Here is a 20,529-nt window from a genome sequence, read left to right on the forward strand (position 1 = left end):
TCGCGAATAAGCTTTTTCGTTCGAACGGGGTCGCCGTGACGGCCACGCTCGGGTGAGACGCGCGATCGAGACGGCTCGAGACCGGAGCTCCAACGGCCGCGTGTATATAATAAGACTTATTCTTGGGTTCGGTCTGGTGCAAGCTAATGAGTACCGACACCGAACGCGTCGAGGACGGGACCGAAACGACCCTCCTCGAGTCGTTCCGAGACTGGTATCACTTCCCCGTTCTGGGGGTCGTGATGCTGTTTATGGTCTGGTTGCGAACCCAGTCGTACGGCCGGTTCGTCACCGAGGACGGAACGCCCGCGCTAGCGGGCATCGACTCGTGGTATCACTGGCGGACGATCAATTGGACGGCCGAGAACTATCCGCACACGATGCCGTACGAGGCCTGGACCGGGTTCCCGACCGGCACCTACGTCGGCCAGTTCGGGACGCTGTTCGACCAACTCATTGTCACCGTGGCGATGATCGTCGGACTCGGAGATCCGTCGGCTGAAACGCTGTATACGGTCTCACTGCTTTCGATTCCGGTCATGGCCGCGCTCGTCGCGATTCCGGTCTTCTACGCCGGGCGCCGACTCGGTGGGACGATCGGCGGGATCGTCTCCGTGCTGATCCTTGCCCTTTCGCGGGGGCAGTTCCTGAGTCGGTCGACGGTCGGACAACTCGACCACCACGTCGCCGAGGTCCTGTTCATGGGACTCGCGATCCTCGCGATGATGGTCGCGGTCACCGTCGCCGAACGCGAAAAACCGATCTACGAACTCGTCGCCGATCGAGACTGGACCACGCTCCGAACGCCCGCCATCTACAGCGGGCTGGCGGGACTCGCGCTCACGCTCTACATCTGGATCTGGCCGTCCGCGGTCCTACTGATCGGGATCCTCGCGGTGTTCTTTACCGTCCAGCTCTCCCTCGATTACCTGCGCGGGGTCTCGCCGGATCACGTCGCCTTCGTCGGTGCGGTGAGTCTCGGCGTGACCGCCGTGTTGACCGCACTGCTCATCGAAGCACCGGGGAGTACCGGCTCGACGAGTTTCGGTCTCCTCCAGCCCTTGACCGCCGTCCTCGTGGCAGCCGGCTGTGTCTTCATGGCCTGGCTCGCCCGACAGTGGAACGATCGGAACCTCGAGCGACGGTACTATCCCGTCGCGGTCGGTGGGCTCATCGCCGCGACGTTTCTGGTGATGTGGCTCGCCCTTCCCGACCTGTTCGATGCGATTATCGGTAACGCGACGCGGCGGATGGTTCCCTTCGGCGAGGCGACTACCGACACCACCATTCAGGAAGCGTCCCCGCCGGAGAACTTCCTGCCACACACCTTCGCCGAGTTCGGGAGCGCGTTCGTCACGATGGTTGCCGGACTGGCGTTTCTCCTGCTTCGTCCCCTTCTGGGCCGCAAGTTCCGCGCCGAACACACGCTCGTCGTCGTCTGGTCGGTGTTCCTGATCAGCATGGCGGCGACCCAGATCCGCTTCTCGTACTACCTCCTGCTCGCGGTCGCGATCGTCAACGCCGCGTTCGTCGCTGAACTCATCCGGCTCTTCAGTCTGGACCTGACGGGCGGTCTCGAGTCGCTGCGATCGGTCGAGACCTATCAGGTCATCACTATCGCACTGGTCGTCTTGCTCCTGTTTGCCCCGTTGTTGCCGCCGCTGGCAACCGCAACGGCCTGGGGGCAGGCGGAACAGACCGGGCCGCAGTCGAGTTCGATGAAGTGGGAGGGATCGAACGAGTGGCTACAGGAGAACACGCCCGCGGTCGGCAACTACGGCGGTGCGGACAACGCGAGTCAGATCGATTACTACGGCACGTACACCCCTGAAGACGGGGACTACGACTATCCCGAGGGGTCGTACGGGGTCATGTCCTGGTGGGACTACGGCCACCTGGTGACGACCCAGGCCGAACGGATTCCCCACTCGAACCCGTTCCAGCAGAACGCGAAATCGTCGTCAGCGTATCTGACTGCCCAGTCGGAGGAACGAGCGGAACTGATCCTCGACGGGATCGCCGCCGGCGGCTCCGTCGCGGATAAGTCGTCCGCGGAGCTCGAGGCGATCACCGAGGGCAACGAGACCGACGAGGAGATTCGGTACGTCATGATCGACGACGAGATGGCCGGCGGGAAGTTCGGGGCGATCACGCAGTGGTCGGGTCCGGATTACGGCACGTACGTCGAGAACCAACCGTTCCAGGTCGGTAACGAAACGGTAGAGGCACCGAGCGTAAACGACAACTACGACAACACGACGATGGCGTCGCTGTACCTCCAAGACGCCGCGCGGATGGAACACTACCGACTCGTTCACGAGAGCGACGAGTATTCCGTCGTCGGTGGGATGCGGGGACGCGGCGGTCTGTTGCCCCGGAACTCGGTCTCGCTCAGAGGCTCCGGCTGGAGTAACCAGACCCAATCGCTCCAGACGCAACTCGCCGCAGCCCGCAGTAACGATCAGGTGTATCAGGGCCTCGGAACCCCGATGTGGGACGCCCACGTCGTCTCGTCGGTGAAGACCTTCGAGCGCGTCGAGGGTGCAACCATCACGGGGAGCATCGACGGCGCGAGCGGAATCGACCCCGAGAACGCGACGGTCAGAGCCGGAGTCGAACTCCAGACCGACACCGGCCGAACGTTCACGTACACGCAGCAGGCCGACCCCGCTGCGGACGGGCGCTTCGAACTGACCGTTCCGTACGCGACCGACGACGCACTCGGCGTCGACGACGGCTACACCAACAGCAGCGTCGAAGCCACCGGCAACTACACCATCGGCGCGGTGGTATCGGGCGACGACGGCATGACGCGGTATACCGGCGAGGCGACCGTCTCCGAAACCGCCGTCATCGACGGCGACACGGTCGACGTCAGTCTCGAGGAAGTCGAGACCGCGGAACAGCCCGATGGCAACGAGAGCAACGAAACGTCCGGCAACGAAACCGCCGACGACGGGACCGCGGACTCGAGCGACGCCGGAGCGGCGGACGACGGAACGGCCGAGAACGGAACGGCAGAATCGATCTCCGCGGTTGCGGTCGAGCCAGCCCACTAAGCCGTCGCGAACGGCGCTCGTCGCGACCCGGCGGTCGGTGGGCAACGCACGCGGACGTTCACGAACGCTCGCTCGGTCTCGAGCGATTCAAGCCCTGTTCGTCGCGTCGATCGGTAGCGGCTCCGCAGTGGAGAGACGACGATCTCGTGTATTCTCGAGTCGCCGCTCGGTCGAGTGGCGACATCGTTCCGAGATGGAGGTGGACATCGTCGAGTCACGAATCGAACGCCGTCCGTGCGTGTCGACGTGAGGCGGACCGGCGCGACGGGTCCGATAGTGATCGGTGCCGCCGTCCGGCGCTGCGCCGACGAGTTCTCGGTGTGAAATCGTTTCGGTAGCGACCACAGCCACTTCGGTGGCGCTTTTTGGACCACAGGGAGTGGTGTGTTCGGAGAGCGGTACCGACTCGCTCGCCGGGAGACCGTAACGTCGGACCCGATGAGCCATCCCCCGTAGTCGAGGCCCGGCGTGTGACCGGAGTCACCGTCCTGTATCGGATCTCACTTCTGCTATAATAATTCATATAGGTAAGTATTAGATAAATTTATTTCCAACGGCCACAACTGTTGGAATGCAATGTCCGCGAAAAACAGCATGAAGGACTATCTCGCACAGAACCCACGAATGATCGGCGCGCTGTTCACCATGTTCGTCCTGCTCAGCCAGGCCGGAACGGTGGTCGCAGGAAGTTCGTCCCAAATCGGGCCGTAATCAGTCGATTCATCAAAAAGCGTTCGCCGAACGACGCGATACCGACCCGTTTCCTGTTCTTCTGCGATTGATCACTCGAAGATCGGTGACCCGATGCCGTCGTTCCACTGTAGGTCGCTGTCGACCCGAATCGGAACCTCGTTCCAAATAAGATACTCCCTGACAGCGTCCCGATCTGCCCGCGAGAACGACGTTCGACCGGGACTCAAGTGACGGTCCGCGACGGTCGGGAGCGTCGATTCCGTCGCCGTTCCCAGTTTGAACTCCTTGGTCGAATACGATTGGACGGCGAAGTCGAACGGTTCGTCCCCGTCGCGTTCGAGGTCCACGATCATGGGCGCACCGCCGTCGGACTGTGCGATATCCGCCGATCCGTCCCCGACGATCAGGTACTGCTTCCCGAGCGACGAGTGGGTCCGCGCGATTTCGAGCGCGGCCCGGAGCGGGAACCCTCGATTGAGCAACCGAGCCATGGTCTCTCCGGCCTCGACGGCCCGGTCGTTGACGATATCCGCGTACGTACTGACGCCGCCGAACGCACCCCGACGGGTGAGCGCGAGCCCCTGTTCGTACGACCGACAGGCGTTCAGGAAGAAGACGCCGAGATCGACCGACTCGAGGGATCGCACGTCGAGTTCACCGTCGGGGCAGCGAAGTCCGTCCTCGGTCGCGTGCCCGATGTAATGGAAGAAGTCGTAGCTGCCATCGGTGAGCAGGTCCGCGAGACGGTCCGTATCGACGCCGAATTCCGAGTGGATCTCGAACGGCAGGGTCTCGCGGTTCCCGTAGACGTCCCCGAGCGCATCGTGTTCGCCGAGCATCCGCGCATCGTTACAGACGAGCAGGATTTCGGTCGACTCGTTTCTGGCGTCGCGTGCGAGCTGATTGCGGTACGCCTCGAGGGTTGCCTTCGAGGCCTGCTGGGGAATGTCGTCGCCGAACCAGGCGTGCTCGACCGATTCGTCCGTGATGTCGGGGACGACGAACGACCGGTCGGGTCGTGACGTCCGTGACGAGTCGCGGGTTCGACTCACGGAACGGACGAGTCCCGCCGCGTTGCCGGGGTCGGGGACCGTTTTGGGCGGCTTTCCACCCACGTCGCGAACGACGCCGAGTTCGTTGACGATGAACGGTAACAGTTCGATGGTGTCCGGCTCCGCCGGGACGTGTGCGGTCAGCGGCCAGCGTGGCATGTGCGACGCCAGTTGGTCGTAGGGAATGTCGAGATACCGGTCGAGTCGCTCCGGGAGGTCCGCCGCGTACATCTCGGCGAGATCGTACGGCAGTTCATCCTCGAGCAGCCGCCGTTCGTGGAGTTCGTACCGGTAGAACCCTTCAGTTCGCGTCAGGCAGTCGAGGAAGAAGAAGCGTTTCAGCAGTCTGGCAACCGCGTCTTCGAACGGGTGCTCGGCCGTCAATGGGTGTTCGAACCGCGGCGTCTCGAGTGTCGGCTCCCGGCCCGGTCGAATCGTTGCCCCGAGGAAGAATCCCAGCGGGGCCGCCTGATAGAGGGCACTGCGTTCGGGTGGCACCGTGAGAATCATGTCGTCGTCCGGTCGATCGACGGTGTCCGGGATCCGGAGTCGATCCCCGAGTTCGATCAGCGGCGGATGGCCACGCAGCGTTGGCCACGTCCGCTCGGGCGATGTCGTCTTCAAAGCGGACGGCAGCGCCGACACGGCCGCCATCATCGATTCGATGTCCGGCGGCGTCGTGATCGTCGCTGCCGGCCGATCGTGCGGCGACCGGGCACCGACTTCGACTTCGGTCGCCTCGTCGAACGTGATCCGGATCGACGTGAGCCCGATATCGATGGTGCCGGCGGCATCGATCCGGCAGTACAGTCTGATCGGGCCGCTCAGCCCGACGAACTGGGTCCGTTCCTCGAGCCGAACCGTCTCTCCGGCGTCGAGGCTCGTTTCGGTTTGCCCGGTGCTGTTGTGAACGGTAACGGAGTACGATTGGTCGAAGACGAGCGCATCCGTTTCGATAGCACACTTCTTGTCGATCGGGAAACGGAACCGATCGGGTTCGAGTACGGCCGGGGAGACGGGCGAGGGCGTCCCGATGCGAAGGCGGCGTTGTTCAATCGAGTCGTATACCTCGAGCCCGGTCTCGTCCGCCGTCTCAGTGAACTCGATCGTCATACCCGGTTATCACTATCGTTATCGGGGGCCGACAAAATAGATTGCCCATCCGCCGAGACTCCGCCTCGCGCTCGCTGATGGGGGTCGCTCACAGCGATTCCAGCCCGATCGGGCTCAATGCTCGGAACGCGATCGTCGGAAACCGGACCGCGACCGTGCTCGGCCGGCGACCGCTACCGTTGTTGGCCGTCGAGAGCGGGAGCCGTTCGATGACGCCACGGTCGGCGAGTTCGTAGAGGAACCGCTTGACCGTCCCGGTGGTCAGCGACGACCGATCCGCGATCGCGGTCGCGATCTCGCGAATCGACCGCTCGCCCGGTCCGATATCGACCAGTTCTATCAGCACTCGCTGGCGGGTCTTGGAAAGCGCGAGCGCTCGGCTCACGTGGACGCCGTCGTCGGGCACGTCGGCCCACGCTCGCTCGAGATGGGCCGGCTCGATCCGGTCCGCATCGGTTTCGCTCGCGAGGACGGCCGCCCCGAACAGGGCCGCGAGCGCGTCGTGTGCGTTCCCGTCGGCCCAACCGGCGAGTTCCCGAACGGCATCGTGATCGAGCACGCCGGCGGCCAGCCCCGTCGAGGCACGGTCGGTCACGATGTCGACGAGTTCGTGGTCGCGGTAGGTGGGAACGGTGACCGTGGGGCCTCGATGGTCGTCGGGCGCTCGCTGTCCGACCGCGACGGTGGCGGTACAGTCCTCGACCGGTGCCAGCAGTTCGTGGACGCGCTCGGCGCTGAGCGTCTCCGGTTCGTCGTGGTGGTCGATCGCGACGATTGCGCGACGATCGGTGCGGGCGAGCCTGTCGGACAGACGCTCGCGCAAGTCGTCGGTCCCGACGCCGCTCTCGGGGACCCGCTCGTTCGAGATTCCCGACAGGACGGCCCGATAGAACGCGAACGGGCTCTCGACGTGGCGGCCGTCGACGGTGACGAACCACGTAACCGGCTCGGTGCTCCCGCCCCGCGTCGTCGTGGCAATCGTCCGGTCCGAGCCGCCGAACTGCTGGTTCAACGCGTCGAACAGCGCCGTCACGATCGCGGAGGTGCCCGCTCCCGACGGCCCGACTACCGCGACTGGCGGCGGGAGTTCGCCGTCGAAGACCGCCTCGAGCGCGTCGAGGAGTTGCTCTAGGACGGGGCCGCGACCGACCGGCTCCGGCCGGTGGACGACCGGGCTGAGTTGGTCGCGGTCGACGACGACGCGCGAGCCCCGTCGCGCCGACCGCCGACGAGCGATACGCTCCTGTAAATCCATTACTGTGCGGCCGCCTCCGTCCGGTCCCCGACGAGCGCCGCCTCGAGCACTTCGAGGGTGTGTGAGATCTCGTAGCCGGTTCCGTGTTCCATCTGCATCGAACAGGTCGGACACTCCGTGAGTCCCGTGTTCGCCTCCGACTCTTCCATGTGGTCGAACATTTCCTCCCCGATTTTCATGGAGGTTTCGTAATTCTCCGCCTTCCAGCCATACGTGCCGGAAATACCCGAACAGGAGTCGCCGACGTCGTGGGCTGCGACGCCGTCGATAGGGGCCAACACTTCCGTCGTCTGGCCGTCGAGCCCCTGATTGCGGGCGTGACACGGCGCGTGGTAGGCGAAGTCGTCGAACTCGTCGACCGAGGTTCCCTCGAGTTCGCCTTCGAGGTCCTCGTGAACCCGGAGATACTCGACGGCGTCCCAGGTGTTTTCCGCGACCGCCTCGGTCCCCTCGAAGTCGAACAGTTCGGGATACTCCTGGCGCAGCGACATCGAACAGGAGCTACAGGAGGCGACGATATCCGCGCCGTCCTCGAGCGCCGCGGCGAGTTCCCGCACGTTCGTCTCGGCCGACCGGCGTGCGTCCTCGAGCATCCCGTTGGCGAACATCGGCGTCCCCGAGCAGTGCTGGTCGGGGACCATGATCTCGTAGCCGAAGTGTTCGTAGACGCGGACCAGCGCCTTGGCTACCTCGGGGGTGTTGTAGTTCGAATAGCAGCCGTGGAAGTACGCGATCCGCTTGTCGGGATTGTCGACGTTTGCACCGCCGCGCTTCGTCCACCACTCGCGGAACGTTTCGGTCGCGAACTCGGGGAACTCCCGCTCGCCGGTAATGCCGAGGAGTTTCTCGCCGAGCCACTGGGTCGCCGACAGTCCCATCACGAAGTTCGTCGTCCGCGGGAACATCGATCCCAGCGGGGCGAGCCGGCGGTAGTTCGCGAGGATGCGATTGCGGACGTACTCCCGCGAGAACTTGTTCATCTGTTCCTCGACATACTCCCCTCGAGCGGTGTTGTGCATCTGCGACAGGGGGACGTCGGAGGGACAGGCGCTGTCACAGCGCATGCAGTTCGAGCACTTCATCACGGAGTCGTCGATATCCTGGTCGTCCTGACGTTTGAGTCGCCACTGCTCGGGTCCCTGGAACTTCGGGCCGGGGAACTCGTCGTCGACCTCTGCGACCGGACAGTTGGTGTCGCAGGTCGAACACTTGTAGCAGTTGTCCGCGCCCGGCCGGAGGTCCATCTCCTCGGCTTCAGGGAAGACCTGAATCGGTTCGAACTCGTCGTCGCCCGGTACGCCGTCGTCGGTCGGTTGTTCTGCGTCACTCATGGAATCACGTCGATCGCTCCGTCGCCGTCGCTCGTGTGGGTCGTTCGATGGTCGATGCCACTCCGCGTGCGGGCCGGTCGGCGGTCATCGACATCCCTCCGCGGCGCGTCGGCCGGCGACGTAGCCCGTCGCGAGCGAGACGCCGCTGCCGGATTTCTCGGCCGCGAAGTCGTACCCGCCCAGCACCGCACCGGCCGCGCGCAGGTTCGAAAACTCCGGGTCGTCGCCGGCGTCGAGCGGCCTGAGGTCGCGGTCGACCGGCAGGCCGAACCGCGCGTACGGCTGGTCGCCGAAGACATCGTCGACGAACCAGTCGTAGCGGTCCGCCGGCTGGGGGACGTGACAGTCGAAGAGCGGCTCGAACACCCCGTCGCGCTCCGACTGCACCCCCTTCCCGACCAGCCCCCCCGTCGCGAGGACGTACTGGGTCGCACGATGGGGGACCTCGGCCCCGTTGCGATCGACGACGACGCGGTCGATCCGTTCCGGGTCGGTCGCGTTCGTCCTCTCGCCGTCGGTCTCGTAGTCGACGACCGGTACGCCGGTCGTTACCCGGACGCCCGCCGCCTCGAGCGCCTCGTAGAGCAGGTCTTCGAGGCGGATGCCGGGCAGGCTCGGCGGCCCCATCGGGACCTCGAAGACGTCGACGCCGAGCCGGTCGCCGAGGTCGGCCCTGACCGCGTCGGCGCGGTCGTCACCGAGCACGGCGGGGAAGCCGACGCGGGCCTCCCCCTCGAGATGCGTGCGGACGGTTTCGGCGAGCGCCTCGCGAGCGGTGGTCTCGCCGGCCGGCGTCTCGACGGTTTCGTCGTGATCGAGGAGGTGTGCGTACCGCGTGACCTTCGCGTCGTCCCGGACGATACCGGGAAACCGAACCGTGACGCCACGGGCGGTAAAGGGCGCGCCGGCCGCCTCGAGATGAGATGCCGCGAGCGGGGCCTCGAAGTCGGGCAGCGTCTCGAAGCCGACGAGCAGTGCGTCGCGGTCGTCGCTCGCCAGGCCGGCCGCCGTCGAGGTCGGATACCGCGCGGTCGGCTTGACGGTGCCGCCGTGGGTCGGGACGAGCGCGTTCGCGTCCGTGTGCGCGCCGGCATAGGCGTCGCCGACGATCCCGTCGAAGAACGCGAGCGCCTCGCGGACCGCCTCGCTGCCGACGCGTTCGTAGGGATGGCCCGTGGGGAGGTCGTCGAGGGCCTCGAAGGGGTCCACGAGCGGGCCGTCACCGGCCGGCGTGTAGCCCAGGATGTCGATCAGTCCGCTGGCGTTGCGAAGCGTGCTCTGTCTGTACGAGACGAGTCGCACCTGTACGTCCCGCTCCGCGGCGGCGAGCGCGGCGGTCGTTCCGGCGAGTCCGCCGCCGACGACGAGGACGTCGTCCTCGATCGCCATTCAATCGGCCCCCTGGGTCCCGTCGACCCGATCGCTCGCCGTCCGGCCGCCGTCGAACGCCGCGAAGTCGACGTCTCCCGTCGCGCTTGCGGGATCGTGATCGCGGTTCATCGTCGTCGCGTGGAGCGCGTAGTTGAGCATCGCTTGCGAGAGCTGTTCGCCCCACAGCGCGTGACGCTCGCCCTTCCAGCGCTCCTGAAAGAGTTCGTCGAGCGCCTCGCGAACCGTCTCCTCGTCGTACGTCGGATGGAGTTCGTTCGCCATGTTCTGGCAGCAGAAGCCGCCCTGGCAGTTGCCCATCGAGGCCCGCGTCCGGATGCGAACCGCGTTCAGGTCCGATCCAGACTGCGAGATCGCGTCCCGAATCTCCGCTCGGGTCACGCCCTCACACTGGCAGATCACCGGGTTCGGTTCGTCCGTCTCGAGCACCTCGCTTGCCCGGCTCCCCAACCGTTGCGTGCTCCGGCGGGCCACCGGGGAGCGCAGCCCGAAGTCGTCCATCCCCGCCTCGAGCGTCTCGATGTTCTCGCTGCCCGGCAGGGGCTCGTCCGCGGTCGAACACGAGGCGGTCACCCCGAGTTTGTCACAGACGTGGTCGGCGATCTCCTCGGCCATCGCCCGGTAGGTGGTGAACTTGCCGCCGACGATGCTGGACATCCCCGCCACGCCGTCGCGGTCGGCGTGATCGAGCAGGAAGAAGTCCCGCGTGATGTCGGTCGGGTCCTGCGTGCCGGTTCCCGGCGGCTCGTAGAGCGGGCGGACGCCCCAGAACGAGCGGATGGTACGGGCCTCCTCGAGGATCGGCACCAGTTCCGAGAGCGTGTCGATCATCTGGTCGACCTCCCACTGCTCCTCGGGGTAGTCGTCGGGGTCGGAGACTTCTTCGTCGGTCGTCCCGAGGATCGCCGTCGTCTCGTGGGGGACGATGATGTCGGCGTCGCCCTTCGGCCGGCAGCGGTTGATGACGGTGTCGACCTGCCGGACATTCATGATCGTCATGACGCCCTTCGAAGGGCGGACCTCGATCTCGAGGTCGGCCATCGCGCCGATCTGTCCGGCCCACGCGCCGGTCGCGTTGACCACGTAGTCCGCGGTGATCTCCTCGGTGGTGCCAGGTGAAGCGTGCGTGCGCTTTCCGGGACCGGACTCGTGTCGCACCTCGACGCCGTAGATGTCGTCGCCGTCGCGCAGGAGGTCGACCACCTCGGCATGGGTCTCGACCCGCGCGCCGTGGTTCTCGGCGTCGATGGCGTTCGCGACGCAGAGCCGGAACGGGTCGACCGCGCCGTCGGGGACCTCGATCGCGCGCGCCACGTCGTCCGCGAGGTACGGTTCGACCTCGCGGGCTTCCCTCCCGGAGAGCACGCGGGCGGGAATTCCACACTCCCGGCAGCCCTCGAGTTTCTCCTGAAAGTATTCGTCCGAGTCCTCGGGTCGCTGGACGAACAGCCCGCCGGTTTCCTCGACGCAGTGGCCGGCGATACCCCGAAGGATTTCGTTTTCCTCGATACATTCCGTCGCGCTGGCCTGGTCGGAGACGGCGTACCGCCCGCCGCTGTGCAACAGGCCGTGCATCCGACCGGTCGTTCCGTCCGTGAGGTTCCCCCGCTCGACGAGCGTGACTTCGAGGCCGCGCATCGCCAGGTCGCGGGCGATGCCACAGCCGGTCGAGCCACCGCCGAGAACGAGGACCTCGGTATCCCGTGGCATTCTGTCACTACCCTCTACGGACACCTCCATCTTTATTTTATCGGCGATCGGATAACGGCCATAACAATTGATGAGTTTCGAACGGCGCGCGTTTCGATCGGGGGGTTGAACGCCCGACTGCGCTGCGGCCGATGTCGTAAATTCGTCGAAAACGGCTATTTCAGATAGTCTGGAAGACGATTGCCACTCCCCCTTATGAAACATAACTTATGGATTTGAAAACATTTATAATGATCGTAGGAGTTGTTTACCAGTAGCACGCTTCCACCAGTAAATCGGCCCGTGGGAGTATGGGTGACCACCTATGACAGCTAATACCTATGTCGGTGCGGTTGACCAGGGAACGACCGGCACGCGCTTCATCGTGTTCGATCACGAGGGGCAAGTCGTCGCGAACGCGTACGAGAAACACGAACAGATCTATCCGGAACCCGGCTGGGTCGAGCACGACCCGACCGAAATCTGGGAGAACACCAAAGACGTCATTCGACGGGCGCTCGGACAGGCGGGCGTTAGCCCCGACCAACTCGAGGCCATCGGGGTGACCAATCAGCGGGAGACGACGTTGCTGTGGGACGCCGACTCCGGTCGGCCGGTCCACAACGCCATCGTCTGGCAGGACCGTCGAACGACCGACCGCGTCGAACAACTCGAGGCGGACGGCTTCGTCGAGACCATCCGCGAGAAGACCGGGCTCGAGGCCGACGCCTACTTCTCGGCGACGAAAGCCGAGTGGCTGCTCGACAACGCCGACCCGATCAAACTCGAGCGCTCCCGGCCGGAGGACATCCGCGACCGCGCGGAGAAAGGCGAGGTTCTCTTCGGGACCATCGACACGTGGCTGATCTACAACCTCACCGGTGAGCACATCACCGAAGTCACGAACGCCTCGCGGACGATGCTGTACAACATCCATGATCTCGAGTGGGACGACGACCTCCTCGCGGAGTTCGACGTTCCCGAGGAGATGCTTCCGGAGGTCCGCCCCTCGAGCGACGACGAGACCTACGGCTCGACCGATCCGGATGGGTTCCTCGAAGCCGAGGTCCCGGTCGCGGGCGCGCTCGGCGATCAACAGGCGGCCCTGTTCGGCCAGACCTGTTTCGACGCCGGCGACGCGAAGAATACCTACGGCACCGGCTCGTTCTTCCTGATGAACACCGGCGACGAGGCCGTCGAGTCCGATCACGGCCTGCTGACGACGATCGGCTTCCAGCGCTCGGGAGAAGACGTCCAGTACGCACTCGAGGGATCGATCTTCATCACCGGCGCGGCGATCGAGTGGCTCGAGGACATGTCGCTGATCGATAACCCCGCCCAGACGGCGGAGCTCGCCCGTAGCGTCGACTCGACGGACGGCGTCTACGTCGTCCCCGCCTTCACCGGACTGGGCGCACCCCACTGGGACCAGCGCGCACGCGGCACCATCGTCGGGATGACCCGCGGTACCCGGAAGGAACACGTCGTTCGCGCGACTCTCGAGTCGATCGCCTACCAGACCCGGGACGTGGCCGAGGCCATGGAAGCCGACTCGGGTATCGAGATGACTTCGCTGAAGGTCGACGGCGGCGCGGTCAAGAACAACTTCCTCTGTCAACTGCAGTCCGACATCATCGGCTCGGAGATCGTCCGCCCGGTCGTCGACGAGACGACGGCGCTCGGCTCCGCGTACGCGGCCGGCCTCGCCGTCGGGTACTGGAGCGATCCCGACGAGTTGCGGAGCAACTGGCAGGTCGACGCGGAGTTCGAACCGAAGATGGATCCGGCGGTCGCGGACCAGCGGTACGATCGGTGGTCGGACGCCGTCGAACGATCGCGTGACTGGGCGCGGGACGGGGAGGAGTAACCATGATAGAGGTGCTACTGCAGGTTCCCGTCATCGGCATGGAGTTCGAGCAGTTCGCCGTGCTGTTCATCGCCGCCCTCGCCGGCGGCGCGTTCGGCGCGGCCCTCGGCGCGCTGCCCTCGTTCGTCTTCACGGGGTTCGTGGTCTTCCTCGGCGAAGGGATCGCCATTCTGCAACGAGAGATCGGTAGTAGCCTCGATGTCGCCGGAGCAGGGGATATCGCCACCGGTGTTACCGGGACGATCGGCTTCGGCGCGGTCACCGGTCCGCACATCGCCTTCGCCGGCGGCGTCGCCGCGACGGCCTACGCCGGCCGGAAGTATCCCGAGATGGAACCCGACGACTGGGACTACCACTTCGGGAAGGACATCCTGTACGCGTTCGGCACCAAACCCGATATCCTCGCGGTCGGTGCGATCTTCGGCGTCGTCGGGATGTTCGTCACCCAGGTGATGGACGGCCTGGGATTCCCGACGGATAACATCGCGCTCTCGGTCGTCGCCACGGCGTTCCTCGCCCGCATCGTGTTCGGCTACCCGATCGTCGGCAAGGCCGGCGGCTCGAGCCTGCTTGACATGTCGCCGTTCGAGCGCGAAGAAATGCGCGTGGCGGCCGACGGCGGTACCGAGACCGATCGATTGGCGACCGAACCCTGGCTGCCACACCAGTACAAGTGGTCCGGCGTGACCGCGATCGGTCTCGTCGGCGGTATCCTCGGCGGCTTCATCTGGCTCAAGACGGGGAGCATCTTCATGGGCTATGCGATTTCCGCGATGAGCCTGCTGTTCCTCAACCTCGGGGTGGAGAAGATTCCGGTCACCCATCACATCACGCTGCTGGGCGCTGTCGGTGCGGTGATCGCGATGCCGGCCATCGGCAGCGAGCCGGCCGCCCTGCTCGTCGCCGGTGCGTTCGGCGCGATCAGCGGTCTCATCGGCGAACTGAGTCAGCGCGTGTTCTACTCCCACTCCGGGACGCACGTCGACCCGCCGGCGATGGCCATCGCGGCGTTCATGTTCGTGCTCGGACTCCTGTATCTGGCCGGGCTGTTGCCCAACGCGGGCTACCTCGGCCTGTGATGTCGGTTTCGTCCCACAGCTAACATCGTGGGATTTCGCCTCGCCACCGCTGTAACGGGGACACTTGTAGCCGCTGCAAGCCACGACGTACCTGATCGCACAGCCGTCGTGTGAGCAGTGTCTCGATCGGTCCGGTTGTTCCGATAGCGGCCGTGCTCACCGGGGCGGTGTTTTCGCACCCTGAATACGCTGAGATGACTTTACGGAGTTCGTCCCCACTGCGGTAAGCACGGGGATAGTCGATGGATGAAGCGACCCAGGAGGAAGTCAACGAGGCGATTCGACGACTCGAAGCAGACGCGGATTCCGACGAGATCGTCATCGCGGATGGATAGCTGTGTCGCCAGGGGATAGCGCCGCAAACTCACAGCGCCCCGTACGCCACCGGCGCAGTTCTCCGGTTGACACACCACACTCGAGAGGGGATAACGGGGACGACGCAGATCGATGAAACGCCGTTGAACGCGTAACCGACTTCTGCAACGGTATCAACACGAAAGCCGTGTGAGCCCCGCGACGGTCCGAAGTGAGACACGAGTCAGTCGGCTCTCCGTTTTTGACCGGCTTCTGACATCGTTCTGAACGCTCGAGCAGGTAGCGGTGGTACGAGATCTGGTATGATTATACACCTGTTTTTTACTCACCTTCAACGCAGTGGGTACGGTCGCGTCCGTACAGCGGTACGGAAACATCGCTCGTCGGATCAGGGTATGGTGATCGGTATCTGCCACCGGGACGATATCCCGCTACAGTCAAATCGAGCACCGCTGGTCGGTTCCAGCGTCGGTCTCGAGTCATCGACCGGACCGATCCCGTCGGACGGTGGGGCGGCAGTCCGAGCAGCCTCACTCGGTCGTCGCGTCCGAGTCGTCCCCCATCCGATCGCTGTAGTCCCAACTGTAGATCGCTCGTGGCTCAATCCGGATCGCGACCTCCTCGCGGTCCTCGGCGAGCAACCACTCGGCGAGCGGGGAGTCCGTGTCCCCGAGGTAGCGCTCGACGAGGTCCCGCAGGACCGGCTTCCCGTCGGGTTCGATTTCGGCGGTCCCGGTCCCCCTGATCCCGCGGTAGGGGATGTCGTTCGTCGAGACATCGAGCCCGATCTCCGGGTCGTTCCGGAGGAATCGAACCACGTCCGCGTTCGCCTGCGTCGCACATTCGAGTACGCCGTCGCGATAGCGAACCCACAGGGTGACGAGCCACAGCGATCCGTCCGGCCGCCGAGTGCCGAGCCGAATCGGGATCGTCGTCTCCCGGAGGAAAGTCTCGACGTCGGCTTCGGTCCAGGCGCCGCGGAAGTCGGTCATATCGGGGACGTTCGGAACGCAGTCTAAAAAAGCTCGACCCAACGGCTGCCCCGTCGCTGGATCGGCGCTCTCTGTCCGTCCTCCGGAACCGAACGGCCAGCCGACGACGTGAACGGAAACCCGAAACACATCGGCAGCAAATCGAATATGAGTAGCTATTTTCCGTCCCCGTCCGACGAGGTCGGTAGAGCAGCCGCTCGAGCGATCATGAATATCGACGACTTCGTCAGTACCAACGAGCCGACGGACGACGGCGAACAGTTCCAACTCGAGAACGACAAGCTACTCGATGTCGCGCTCGACGGATCGGTGATCGCGAAGGCCGGTTCGATGATCGCCCACGACGGCGACATCTCCTTCGAGGGGCAGTCCTCCGCCGAAGGCGGCATCACCGGCTTCCTCAAGGAGGCGACGACGGGAGAGGGAACACCCGTGATGGAAGCCACCGGGACCGGTCACCTCTATCTCGCGGATCAGGGGAAAAAGATCCAACTCCTCGAGCTCGAGGCTGGCCAGTCGGTTTCGGTCAACGGGAACGACGTGCTCGCGTTCGAGTCGAGCGTGACCTACGAGATCCGGACCGTCGAGAGCATCGCCGGCTTCTCGGCCGGCGGCATGACCAACGTCTTCCTCGAGGGGCCGGGAACCATCGCGATTACGACCCACGGCGAGCCGCTGGTCCTGCGCCCACCGGTCAGAACCGACCCCAGTGCGACCGTCGCCTGGAGCGGGACGACACCCGACAGCCACGTCGACAGCGTGCTCTCGAATCTGATCGGACAGTCGTCCGACGAGACCTATCAGCTCGAGTTTACGGGCTCGGATGGGTTCGTCGTCGTTCAGCCGTACGAGGAGACCACTCCACAGCAGTAGCAGGCAGCATCGACATCGCACCGTACCACGTATGCCCGCTCGACCAGTACGCGTTCCTAGACGATTTCCATGAGACGACGAGCGCTCGGCGCGATATCGGCCGCAGTCGCACTGACGGTCCCCTGGCTCGCCATCGTGGGAGCGACCGACGGTCTCCCCTGGCTCGCGGCGGCGGCGGGACTCGAGTATCAAGCACCGGCTGCACTCCGGACGGTGTCGACGCTCTGGACGGTTCTCCTGACCGGGCTCACAGTCCTCGGCGCTTCGTTTCTACTTGCATGGGCCGCTGAGACCGCCGAGAAAGACGTTCCGCAAGCGTTCGCGATCGCGGTACTTGCCGTGTTAGCGGTCGCACCCGAGTATGCGGTCGACGCGCTCTACGCCTGGAACGCGGGCGTGTTCGCGGGCACCGAACGCGGGGTCGAGGCCGGCAACCTGGCCGTCGCCAACATGACCGGTGCGAACCGGATTCTTATCGGCATCGGCTGGGCCGGCGTCGCGCTCTTTACCGTCTTCCGTCGGGGGTCGTCGACCGATCCCTCCGTCGAGAACCGACCGGGCTTCCTCTCGGACGTCGTGATCCTGGACCGGGAGATCGGTCTCGAGATCGTGTTCCTGTTGCTCGCGACGCTCTGGGCGTTCCTCGTCCCGCTCAACGGCGGGATCGACGTCCTCGACATGCTGTTTCTGGTCGGGCTCTACGTCTGTTACATCGCGGTGATCCTCCGGGACGAGGTCGAACCCGAGACGGACCACGTCGGCGTCCCGGCGTCCCTCCAGCGCTTTTCGAAGCCGGGCCGGATCGCCACCGTCCTCGTGCTCTTTGCCTACTCCGGCGCGATGATCTTCACCGCCGTCGAACCCTTCGCTCACGGGCTCGAACACCTCGGCGAGAGCGCCGGCATTCCCTCCTTTTTCATGATCCAGTGGATCGCGCCGCTGGCCTCCGAAGCGCCGGAGCTCATCGTCGTCATCTACCTGGTGAACAAGGCGCGCTCGACCGCCGGCTTCAACGCCCTGATCTCCTCGAAGCTCAACCAGTGGACGCTGCTGATCGGGACGTTGGTCATCGTCCACTCGCTCGCGCTGGGAGAGTACGGCGTGCTCGCGTTCGATTTCAAGCAGTCGGCGGAGATCTGGCTGACCGCCGCCCAGTCCTTCTTCGCCATCGCCCTCCTGATCAGGTTCGAAATCTCCGTCGGGGAGGCGGGTACGCTGCTCGGCCTATTCCTCTCGCAGGTCTTCCTCGAGTTCGCCATCATCCGTGACCTCGTCGCATTGCCGATCTCGAGCACCGACCTCCTGCTCGTCTACACCGGGATTTACGTCGTCCTCGGAACGGCGCTGTTCGTCAGTCGTCGCCGGGCGTTCGGCCGGCTCCTCCGGCGAACCGCGGGGACGATCGGTGACGCGATGTCGGCCGGTGGCGAACACTCCCACGGCGCTGACGACTGAATCGGCCGGCCACAGGCCTACGTTCGTGACCGTGGTACCATCGGTATCGATGCTCTTGACCGATCTCCTTCGGCCCGATACGGTGGCCATCCACGTCTCCGTGATCGTCCTCGCAGCGGTCCCCCTCGTTGCCGGCCGGCTCGGGGTCGGTGGCCGAGTTCCACGGAGCCGATGGCTGTCGCTGGCCGGCGGCGTCTCGATCGCGTACGTGTTCGTCCACCTCCTGCCCGATATCGGAGCGGCCGCGGCGACGCTCGCGGAACGGGGAGATCCGGCCGTCTTCGCCGACCACCACGGCTACCTGATCGCCCTGTTCGGCTTCGTCAGCTACTACGGGCTCGAGCAGTTCGTCGGGCGGGCGACCGACAGTGACGGTGAACCGACCGGACTCGGCGTGTTCTGGGTTCACATCGGCTCCTTCGCCGCGTACAATGCGATCATCGGCTACCTCCTGTGGGATCGCGAACTCGGCAGCGTACTCCTGTTTACCGTCGCGATGGCGCTTCACTTCCTCGTCACCGACGACGGCCTCCGAACTGACCACGGCGCGGCGTACCACCACCGCGGTCGATGGGTCCTTTCGGCGGCCGTACTCGTCGGGTTCGGCGGAGGCTACGTTCTCGAGGACACCGAACTCCTCATCGCGGTGTTCGTGCCGTTCCTCTCCGGGGGGATCATCCTCAACGTGATCAAGGAAGAGCTGCCGTCCGACCGCGAGAGCCGGTTCTGGGCGTTCGCTGTGGGCGCAGCGGGATACGCCGCGCTGTTGCTCCTCGTGTGAGCATCGCTCGCCCGACTCGAAGATCGATCGAACGGGAGCGTTTTGTTGTTTCGTTACAATCGTTCGCTATGAAACTTCGACGGCCGCGCCGGCCGCGTGATTTCCGGCTCGCGGACTCGGCCCAGCAGATCGTCGGCGGCTTCCTGCTGGCGGGTCCGTTCGTCGTCACCGAAGAGGTCTGGACCCTCGCGGGAAACATGCACATCCTGCAGGCGCTGGCGATCGTCGCCATCGTCTTCGCGATCGGCTACGCGGCGCTGTACAAGGCGGACACGACCAGGGATATCGACGACGAACAGGAAGTGGTTGGCATCCCGATCCGGTTTATTTCACTCATGTTCGTCACGTTCGGTTCGGTGACCGTGCTCGCGCTCCTGTTCGGTGCGCCCGAAACGTTCCTCAAGGACGCCACGACTGCCTGCGATCCCGTCTCCCTGGCTCGCGCCCCCGGACCGTTCCTCGAGAACGCCGCGGCCTCGTGTGGACTCGTGTTGACAACGTTCAAGGCAGTGACCGTCGGTTCGGTCTTCAGCGTCGTCGGCGCAGCGACGGCCGACAGCATCTTCGCGAAATGACGGCCGCTCGGTCCGAGTCGAGGGCAGCGCCGCGGACAGAGGGTACGACTGGGCGTGGAGACGGCGAGACTAGAGGTACGAGTCGTCGTACGATTGCTCGGAGCGCTCCGCGTGAGCGTTCCCGCACTCGGCACACTCGAGCCGTTCCATGTCGCCCATCGAAACGTCGAGCGAACCGCAGTTCGAACAGTAGAAGCCGTACTGGTCCGCGTGGGCCGCGTCCTCGTAGGTGACGAAAAACGATGCCGCGGTCCCCGACTCCGCCTCGGCGCGGGCGACGTATACCGTTTCGTCGCCGTCGGTCACCGTCAACTGGCCGTCCGTCGTCTCCGTGTCGGGAAACGCTTCACCCGCCGCGTCCGCCTCGCGGTCCGACCCCGCCGTTCCCGACTCCGTGGGCAGGTCCACGTCGGTATCAGCGTCCGCGTAGACGTACTTCACGAGGGACTCCTCGGCGACCTCGATCCGCCGGTCGCCGTCGTGCTCGAGGCCGAACCGGTCGACGAACCCATGGCCTTCAGTGTTCGCCTCGAGAACAGTGACACAGACGTGGGAAGCGCCACGCTCGCGGAGGGCGTCGCTCGCGGTCTCGTACAGTGTCGTTCCGATCCCCCGGCCGCGGTGTTCGGGATCGACGAACAACCAGTTCACCTCGCCCCACTCGTCCGCGAGGCGGCCTTCGACGAAGCCGGCGATGGCCGTCCCCTCGATTCCGTCGCCGGTTTCGACGACGTACAGCAGGGTGTCCTCGTCGTCGATCTTCGCGGCGATGGCGTCAGCGGCGAACTCCTCGTCGGTGATGCCGTCGATCTGTGCCGGACTCAGCCTGAACGAGGCCGTCATCGAACTGTCCACGACCGTTCGAATCCGCTCGGCCTCGTCCACGTCCGCTTCCCGGATCTCCATATCGGGTAATCGCCGTCAACCCGGATAAGATGGGTGCCGGCGGGAACAAGTATTCACATGTAGTCGTCCTATCCAAAATATGTATGTGTTTACCCCCAGAAATCG

15 protein-coding genes are annotated in these 20,529 nt (G+C 65.0%); 8 read left to right on the forward strand and 7 right to left on the reverse strand.

Annotation, left to right across the window (positions count from 1 at the left end; genetic code table 11):
- The first annotated feature begins 146 nt into the window (after positions 1–146).
- Together C487_RS12345 and C487_RS21715 are read left to right on the forward strand one after the other, a co-directional pair.
- A complete protein-coding gene (locus C487_RS12345; RefSeq protein ID WP_006186108.1) occupies positions 147–3,059 on the forward strand; it encodes an oligosaccharyl transferase, archaeosortase A system-associated in 2,913 nt (970 codons plus the stop codon).
- A 576-nt stretch (positions 3,060–3,635) separates the two neighbouring features.
- Positions 3,636–3,770, forward strand: coding sequence for a DUF7503 family protein (locus tag C487_RS21715; RefSeq protein ID WP_006186110.1), 135 nt, complete (start codon positions 3,636–3,638; stop codon positions 3,768–3,770).
- A gap of 71 nt (positions 3,771–3,841) precedes the next feature.
- On the opposite strand, the gene C487_RS12355 is transcribed toward C487_RS21715, so the two are convergent.
- The 5 genes from C487_RS12355 to glpA form a co-directional block, all read right to left on the reverse strand.
- Positions 3,842–5,917 (reverse strand): hypothetical protein, encoded by a 2,076-nt coding sequence (locus C487_RS12355; RefSeq protein WP_006186111.1) that lies wholly within the window; start codon positions 5,915–5,917, stop codon positions 3,842–3,844.
- An 88-nt stretch (positions 5,918–6,005) separates the two neighbouring features.
- Complete coding sequence (locus C487_RS12360; protein WP_006186112.1) at positions 6,006–7,172, reverse strand: Cdc6/Cdc18 family protein; 1,167 nt, start codon at positions 7,170–7,172, stop codon at positions 6,006–6,008.
- Positions 7,172–8,503, reverse strand: coding sequence for an anaerobic glycerol-3-phosphate dehydrogenase subunit C (locus C487_RS12365; protein ID WP_006186113.1), 1,332 nt, complete (start codon positions 8,501–8,503; stop codon positions 7,172–7,174). Before C487_RS12365 ends, C487_RS12360 begins: the two co-directional genes overlap by 1 nt.
- An 84-nt stretch (positions 8,504–8,587) precedes the next feature.
- On the reverse strand, positions 8,588–9,892 hold the full coding sequence (gene glpB, locus C487_RS12370; protein WP_006186114.1) for a glycerol-3-phosphate dehydrogenase subunit GlpB: 1,305 nt from the start codon (positions 9,890–9,892) through the stop codon (positions 8,588–8,590).
- Positions 9,893–11,602 (reverse strand): anaerobic glycerol-3-phosphate dehydrogenase subunit GlpA, encoded by a 1,710-nt coding sequence (gene glpA, locus C487_RS12375; protein WP_006186115.1) that lies wholly within the window; start codon positions 11,600–11,602, stop codon positions 9,893–9,895.
- Positions 11,603–11,906: 304 nt separating this feature from the next.
- Here glpA and glpK point away from each other — a divergent pair, with 304 nt between their 5' ends.
- Positions 11,907–13,448, forward strand: a complete 1,542-nt coding sequence (gene glpK / locus C487_RS12380; RefSeq protein WP_006186116.1) for a glycerol kinase GlpK — start codon at positions 11,907–11,909, stop codon at positions 13,446–13,448.
- A gap of 2 nt (positions 13,449–13,450) precedes the next feature.
- Entirely contained in the window at positions 13,451–14,527 is a 1,077-nt protein-coding gene (locus C487_RS12385; RefSeq protein WP_006186118.1) for a hypothetical protein, read from the forward strand.
- 845 nt (positions 14,528–15,372) lie between these two features.
- On the opposite strand, the gene C487_RS12390 is transcribed toward C487_RS12385, so the two are convergent.
- Entirely contained in the window at positions 15,373–15,834 is a 462-nt protein-coding gene (locus tag C487_RS12390) for a pyridoxamine 5'-phosphate oxidase family protein (protein ID WP_006186119.1), read from the reverse strand.
- Positions 15,835–16,041: 207 nt separating this feature from the next.
- On the opposite strand from C487_RS12390, the gene C487_RS12395 reads away from it, so the two are divergent.
- From C487_RS12395 to C487_RS12410, 4 genes are all read left to right on the forward strand, one after another.
- Complete coding sequence (locus C487_RS12395; protein WP_049908132.1) at positions 16,042–16,707, forward strand: AIM24 family protein; 666 nt, start codon at positions 16,042–16,044, stop codon at positions 16,705–16,707.
- Positions 16,708–16,776: 69 nt separating this feature from the next.
- Positions 16,777–18,162: a sodium/calcium exchanger membrane region gene (locus C487_RS12400; protein ID WP_006186121.1), complete on the forward strand. Its 1,386-nt coding sequence runs from the start codon at positions 16,777–16,779 to the stop codon at positions 18,160–18,162.
- 49 nt (positions 18,163–18,211) lie between these two features.
- Entirely contained in the window at positions 18,212–18,943 is a 732-nt protein-coding gene (locus tag C487_RS12405; RefSeq protein WP_006186122.1) for a hypothetical protein, read from the forward strand.
- A gap of 68 nt (positions 18,944–19,011) precedes the next feature.
- Positions 19,012–19,518 (forward strand): DUF2391 family protein, encoded by a 507-nt coding sequence (locus C487_RS12410; protein WP_006186123.1) that lies wholly within the window; start codon positions 19,012–19,014, stop codon positions 19,516–19,518.
- 69 nt (positions 19,519–19,587) lie between these two features.
- Here C487_RS12410 and C487_RS12415 read toward each other — a convergent pair whose 3' ends face one another.
- On the reverse strand, positions 19,588–20,424 hold the full coding sequence (locus C487_RS12415; protein WP_006186124.1) for a GNAT family N-acetyltransferase: 837 nt from the start codon (positions 20,422–20,424) through the stop codon (positions 19,588–19,590).
- Positions 20,425–20,529: the final 105 nt, after the last annotated feature.

Source organism: Natrinema pallidum DSM 3751, from assembly GCF_000337615.1.
In the GTDB taxonomy this organism is placed as follows: domain Archaea; phylum Halobacteriota; class Halobacteria; order Halobacteriales; family Natrialbaceae; genus Natrinema; species Natrinema pallidum.

What these genes read in the sequence shown, in the direction of transcription:
- C487_RS12365 (WP_006186113.1), bottom strand. Translation starts at nt 8,503, where the DNA reads ATGAGTGACGCAGAACAACCGACCGACGACGGCGTACCGGGCGACGAC.
- C487_RS12390 (WP_006186119.1), bottom strand. Translation starts at nt 15,834, where the DNA reads ATGACCGACTTCCGCGGCGCCTGGACCGAAGCCGACGTCGAGACTTTC.
- C487_RS12385 (WP_006186118.1), top strand. Translation starts at nt 13,451, where the DNA reads ATGATAGAGGTGCTACTGCAGGTTCCCGTCATCGGCATGGAGTTCGAG.
- C487_RS12395 (WP_049908132.1), top strand. Translation starts at nt 16,042, where the DNA reads ATGAATATCGACGACTTCGTCAGTACCAACGAGCCGACGGACGACGGC.
- glpB (WP_006186114.1), bottom strand. Translation starts at nt 9,892, where the DNA reads ATGGCGATCGAGGACGACGTCCTCGTCGTCGGCGGCGGACTCGCCGGA.
- C487_RS12355 (WP_006186111.1), bottom strand. Translation starts at nt 5,917, where the DNA reads ATGACGATCGAGTTCACTGAGACGGCGGACGAGACCGGGCTCGAGGTA.
- C487_RS21715 (WP_006186110.1), top strand. Translation starts at nt 3,636, where the DNA reads ATGTCCGCGAAAAACAGCATGAAGGACTATCTCGCACAGAACCCACGA.
- C487_RS12405 (WP_006186122.1), top strand. Translation starts at nt 18,212, where the DNA reads ATGCTCTTGACCGATCTCCTTCGGCCCGATACGGTGGCCATCCACGTC.
- C487_RS12345 (WP_006186108.1), top strand. Translation starts at nt 147, where the DNA reads ATGAGTACCGACACCGAACGCGTCGAGGACGGGACCGAAACGACCCTC.
- C487_RS12415 (WP_006186124.1), bottom strand. Translation starts at nt 20,424, where the DNA reads ATGGAGATCCGGGAAGCGGACGTGGACGAGGCCGAGCGGATTCGAACG.
- C487_RS12410 (WP_006186123.1), top strand. Translation starts at nt 19,012, where the DNA reads ATGAAACTTCGACGGCCGCGCCGGCCGCGTGATTTCCGGCTCGCGGAC.
- C487_RS12360 (WP_006186112.1), bottom strand. Translation starts at nt 7,172, where the DNA reads ATGGATTTACAGGAGCGTATCGCTCGTCGGCGGTCGGCGCGACGGGGC.
- glpK (WP_006186116.1), top strand. Translation starts at nt 11,907, where the DNA reads ATGACAGCTAATACCTATGTCGGTGCGGTTGACCAGGGAACGACCGGC.
- glpA (WP_006186115.1), bottom strand. Translation starts at nt 11,602, where the DNA reads ATGCCACGGGATACCGAGGTCCTCGTTCTCGGCGGTGGCTCGACCGGC.
- C487_RS12400 (WP_006186121.1), top strand. Translation starts at nt 16,777, where the DNA reads ATGAGACGACGAGCGCTCGGCGCGATATCGGCCGCAGTCGCACTGACG.